A 4,753-nucleotide genomic window follows, 5' to 3' on the forward strand; every position below is an offset into this window, starting at 1 on the left:
TTTTTCAATAAATTTTGAGAACTACCAAAACAAGCGATTTGACATCTATTGGCAAAACGATTGGACAAACAACAGCTCGTCGTACACAATTTACACAGGGAGCAGTAGCGATTATAACTTTGTGGCCGCCTTTTCCGATTTTGATTTTAATGTGGACAGCGATTGGGCCTTGGTGCTGAAAGAGTACGACGAAAGCGACAACCTCATAGCGACGCACTACGGGGGCATAAATGACGCAAGCCCTTTTTGGGCAGACATAAAATTTACGGGCATATCGTCAGTGCTATACTGCGGGCAGTATGACAACGATGAAGATGGCTGCACAGCACACAGCCCGACTTGTGTTTTTTCAAGCGTTACGAGCCTTTGTTTGGCCCCACAAGGCGAAAGCCCAGGATATCCCAGTGAAGAAGATTTTAATGATTGGTACACTGCCAACTCGTCGGGCGAATATGAAACCCCCACACCCCTTGCTTCGGCCATTGGTGGATTTTTGTATAATGTTTTTAACTCTTTTGGCGACACCTTTGGAACCCTCCTTACAAACTTCAACACAACAGACGCATTTAATCAGGGTAGAAATTTGGGCCTCATTTGGCCTAAGTCAATGGCATACTTAGACAAGCTCAGTTTTTTTATCGGTGGATTTCCGATTTCAACAATTTTTCAAATTTTAATTATCGCGATTTTAGCCGTTGTTGTTATAAAAATCATTTTCAAATTTATTCCGTTTTTTGGATAGCTGATGGGCCAAGTGTAAAAGCGTAAGCTTCACCGCAACTCCCGCGGTTTCTTGGCCCGCCAGGTGCCCAAAAACACCCCTCGTTGGGACTTAATTGCAACTTGCGAGGTTAAATAGCGATGTGCCTGAGCCAATCCGCACACGCAGGATTGTGCAGCCATACAAGGTTGAGGATTGTATGGCTGCACAATTTTAAGTCGTTGCAGGCCCGTTTAGGTAGCCATACGCCTTATCACTATGGCAGAGTGTAAAAGCACACCTCCGAGCAGTCCTCCCGCTACTTTTGAAAAAGTGGCGGGAGGGCCGTTTACACAGAGTGTAAATCTTATTAGCACATATACCTTTTTGGAATTTCTTGGTGCTTTTTCTCAGAGATGTGTTGTAATTAGTCGTATCAAAAATGTGGATAATCTGTGGATAACTATGTGTTTTTTCAAAAAAGTGCGAGTGGAAAATCAATAAAATTAAACTTGACAAAACAATTAAAAAGTTATGATAAATATACCCTTTTTAAAGAGGAGAGATATAACAAAAATGGGCGATATTTTTAGGCTAAAAGAGCTTGAAAAATATGCCGAGGCAAAAGAAAAAGGTTTGATTACGGAGGAGGAAATGTGGCGATTAGTAGCCGACTCGGCCGACGAAAAATTAAAGGCCTTAGCAAAATTAAAAACTTTAAAAAAATAAACACTTGACTTATGAAGTCTTTTGACAGAAAATTGAAAAAGGGGGCCCCTAAGGCCGCCCTGCCACAAAGTGGCGAAGCGGCCGAGGAGGCCAAAAGGCTCAAAAAATGGGGCCCACAAAAGCGATTTATACAAATTTATAAAAACGGAAAAATTTATTTGATTGATACCCAGCTCAAAAAGGGCGGGCACACTCAAAGATTTCAATAAAAATGGATTGCATTTTTTCAGAGCCACTAAATTTTGAAAATACGGCGCCGACAGACGGCCAACCCTTTGCTTATAGCAAAGTAACTTGTGAAACAGCAGAACAGGCCGTCCCCGACAAGCCGTTTTTTATAAATAAAAGCATCACATACGGCGATTTGTGTATGTATTCTTTGGCAATTATTTTTCTTGTAGCGATTACAATTAAACTTGCTTGGAATTTGTCGCACCAAAACCCAGCAGAAAAATTATGATTGTAGAAAACTTGGGGAATTTTTTAATTTTATTGACGCTTTTGTTTTTTTTCGCTTATATAATTTTTTCTCTTTTCGGCCTGATTAAAAAAATTTTTATAAATAAATTTGAAAATGATTTTAGAAGCTTCTAACGCAATGTTTTTTCTTTTAGATGGTTTGGGCGATGATATCTTTGCTTTTGCTTGGGCTGCTGTGGTGTTCTTTGCAGTGTCGCACCTATTTACAAGAAATTTTGATGGTGTATAATTTAATTAAGGTCGGAAAAAATAAGGGAGCTGCATAAAAAAATGGACTTAACACTTCCAGCAGATGCATTGGCCGCAGTCGGCACACAGGCTTCGGCCGTAATGACTGCGTACTGGCCCGTCGTTGCAGTAGCCATAGGCTTGCCCTTAGGCTTCTACATCGTGCACAAGGTCATTGGCCTCGTTACTCGCCACGCAAGGTAAGTAGTGCTCTTATACCTGCCCCGAACGCCAACTCTCGGGGCAGTCATAAGGGAGCCAAAAAAACAATGATAGATTTACAACTAACAACTTCGCCAACAGACGCTTTGGCCGCAATCGGCACACAGGCTTCTGGTGTGATGTCAACATACTGGCCCGTCGTTGCAGTAGCCATAGGCTTGCCCTTAGGCTTCTACATCGTGCACAAGCTGATTGGTATTGTTACTCGCCACGCAAAATAAAAAATTATGGAGCTCACGCTTCCTGCCACAGCCATATCCGATGTGTCAACATACATCACGGGGATTTTGACGACATATTGGCCGTTGATAGCCATTGTACTTGGGATTTTTCTTGGATTTTTTATTATTGAAAGGGTTGTGAGCACAATCAGCCCGAAAGATTTTAAACCTTGGGAAAAAAGAGAATAAATGTTTTTTACTTGGACTTCACAAATGACCACTGACTTGCTCGCAAATATTTCAGGATTGATGGGCGACTTGTCGCCTTATTTAACTATAATTGTGGGAATAGGGGTCGGCTTAATTATATTAACTTCAATAATTTCGGCCATCAGAGGCCACTAAATTTATGGCAATAGAGTTGGCCCATTATTGGTATGACTTAATTGACATTGTAAGGTTCGCCATTGCGAATATCAGCAGTTTTTTTAGTGCGGTTTTTTTGCCTATTCGTTGGGTCTTTAATTTTTTTAAAGGCCTTTTTGTTGGCCTTTTTTCTACGCCCCCAGCGACAGAAATTACCGAAACAATCAGTCAACAGGTAAAAGATGTTTTTTTATCAATACCGCACGCCTCTTTGCTGTTTTGGGCTTTGGGCGCAGGAATAGGGATATTAGCCGTGATTTTTATAATTAAAAAATTTGTGCACCTATGACACTCGCCAACAAAATTTATTTGGTCTTTTGTGCAGCTCTCGTCCTCTTGGCTTTTTGGGTAGGCGGGGCGTTTGGAATTGTATCCTCGTATCCTATAAGCTATATTTGGCAACAAACAGACAACTGGTCGCTCAATACAGGCCAAAGCAACCTAATCAATGGCTCAGCACTCAAAACGGCTCTCTTGACGCAGTTTTCGGCCTCTGCCTCTGCCGGCTGGGTTGCTTTCATGTCTCCGGCCGGAAACCCTAATCAAAGCGTCTGCCACGACTGGTGCACGGCCGCAGATATATGGCAACACATTGAGGGTTGTTGGGGTGGTTATTGCGGCCAATCCGCGTCAACAATAGGCGACGCAAACCTTGGTAATCATCAAAGCTCGGCCGACACTTGGGGTTGTTCTGCCGCTAACGAGATTGGCGACACTGGCCTAACCCTTTTCTGTGCGGAAGAGAACGGCAATCAATTTTGTTATCGTTTGGACTGGCACAAAACTGGTATGGACGCGAACGGCTGCACTATTGCAGGCGACTTTTCGCCGCCCTCTGTTGTAGATATTGGTTTAAATAACGGGGCCACTATAACGGACGGGAGCACTGATTTTTCAATAAATTTTGAGAACTACCAAAACAAGCGATTTGACATCTATTGGCAAAACGATTGGACAAACAACAGCTCGTCGTACACAATTTACACAGGGAGCAGTAGCGATTATAACTTTGTGGCCACTTTTTCTGATTTTGATTTTAATGTGGACAGCGATTGGGCCTTGGTGCTGAAAGAGTATGACGAAAGCGACAATCTGATTGCGACACATTACGGAGGCATCAACGATGTAAGTCCGTTTTGGGCGGACATAAAATTTACAGGCATTTCGTCAGTGCTCTATTGCGGGCAGTATGACAACGACGAAACAAGCTGCACGGCGCACAGCCCGACTTGTGTTTTTTCAAGCGTTACGAGCCTTTGTTTGGCCCCACAAGGCGAAAGCCCAGGATACCCCAGCGAAGAAGATTTTAATGATTGGTACGCTGCCAACTCGTCGGGCGAATATGAAATCCCCACCCCTCTTGCTTCGGCCATTGGCGGATTTTTGTATAATGTTTTTAACTCTTTCGGCGACACCTTTGGAACACTCCTCACATACTTCAACACGACAGATGCGTTTAATAATGGCCAGAATTTGGGCCTTGTTTGGCCCAAATCAATGGCATACTTAGACAAGCTCAGTTTTTTTATCGGTGGATTTCCGATTTCAACAATTTTTCAACTTTTAATTATTGCGATTTTAGCCGTCGTTGTTATAAAAATCATTTTTAAATTTATCCCGTTTTTTGGATAGGTGGAGGGGTAGAAGTCAAAGCAGCCAGCTCGCGGCAATTCCCGCCGTTTTCTACCCCGCCAGGTGCCCAAAAACACAACCAGAAGTTACAAAATTTATGAACAGGGAAGTAAAATTTAAAATATTTTGTAAGAGAAGTAATAGATTTCTTTATGATGAAGAAAGATATATATGG

General features: G+C 42.4%; 7 protein-coding genes. 6 read left to right on the forward strand and 1 reads right to left on the reverse strand.

Annotated features, from left to right (window positions below; translation table 11 throughout):
• From WC310_05765 to WC310_05790, 6 genes are all read left to right on the forward strand, one after another.
• The coding region (locus WC310_05765; protein MFA5359288.1) for a hypothetical protein at positions 1–742 on the forward strand (742 nt) is incomplete at its 5' end.
• A 492-nt stretch (positions 743–1,234) separates the two neighbouring features.
• Positions 1,235–1,429 carry a hypothetical protein gene (locus tag WC310_05770; protein ID MFA5359289.1) on the forward strand — a complete coding sequence of 65 codons (195 nt, stop codon included), beginning with the start codon at positions 1,235–1,237 and terminating at the stop codon, positions 1,427–1,429.
• Between the two features lie 568 nt (positions 1,430–1,997).
• On the forward strand, positions 1,998–2,138 hold the full coding sequence (locus WC310_05775; GenBank protein ID MFA5359290.1) for a hypothetical protein: 141 nt from the start codon (positions 1,998–2,000) through the stop codon (positions 2,136–2,138).
• Positions 2,139–2,406: 268 nt separating this feature from the next.
• Complete coding sequence (locus WC310_05780; GenBank protein ID MFA5359291.1) at positions 2,407–2,580, forward strand: hypothetical protein; 174 nt, start codon at positions 2,407–2,409, stop codon at positions 2,578–2,580.
• Between the two features lie 6 nt (positions 2,581–2,586).
• Positions 2,587–2,769, forward strand: a complete 183-nt coding sequence (locus WC310_05785) for a hypothetical protein (protein MFA5359292.1) — start codon at positions 2,587–2,589, stop codon at positions 2,767–2,769.
• A 462-nt stretch (positions 2,770–3,231) separates the two neighbouring features.
• Positions 3,232–4,578 (forward strand): hypothetical protein, encoded by a 1,347-nt coding sequence (locus WC310_05790; GenBank protein MFA5359293.1) that lies wholly within the window; start codon positions 3,232–3,234, stop codon positions 4,576–4,578.
• Here WC310_05790 and WC310_05795 read toward each other — a convergent pair.
• Positions 4,559–4,753 (reverse strand): hypothetical protein (locus WC310_05795; GenBank protein MFA5359294.1); only part of this gene is annotated, 195 nt, incomplete at its 5' end. The genes WC310_05790 and WC310_05795 overlap by 20 nt on opposite strands.

Source organism: Patescibacteria group bacterium, assembly GCA_041653535.1.
GTDB lineage: Bacteria > Patescibacteriota > Patescibacteriia > JACRDY01 > JACRDY01 > JBAZFH01.

Bases quoted from the DNA above. Each gene is read 5' to 3' on its own strand.
- WC310_05770 (MFA5359289.1), top strand. From the start codon at position 1,235: ATGATAAATATACCCTTTTTAAAGAGGAGAGATATAACAAAAATGGGC.
- WC310_05780 (MFA5359291.1), top strand. From the start codon at position 2,407: ATGATAGATTTACAACTAACAACTTCGCCAACAGACGCTTTGGCCGCA.
- WC310_05785 (MFA5359292.1), top strand. From the start codon at position 2,587: ATGGAGCTCACGCTTCCTGCCACAGCCATATCCGATGTGTCAACATAC.
- WC310_05790 (MFA5359293.1), top strand. From the start codon at position 3,232: ATGACACTCGCCAACAAAATTTATTTGGTCTTTTGTGCAGCTCTCGTC.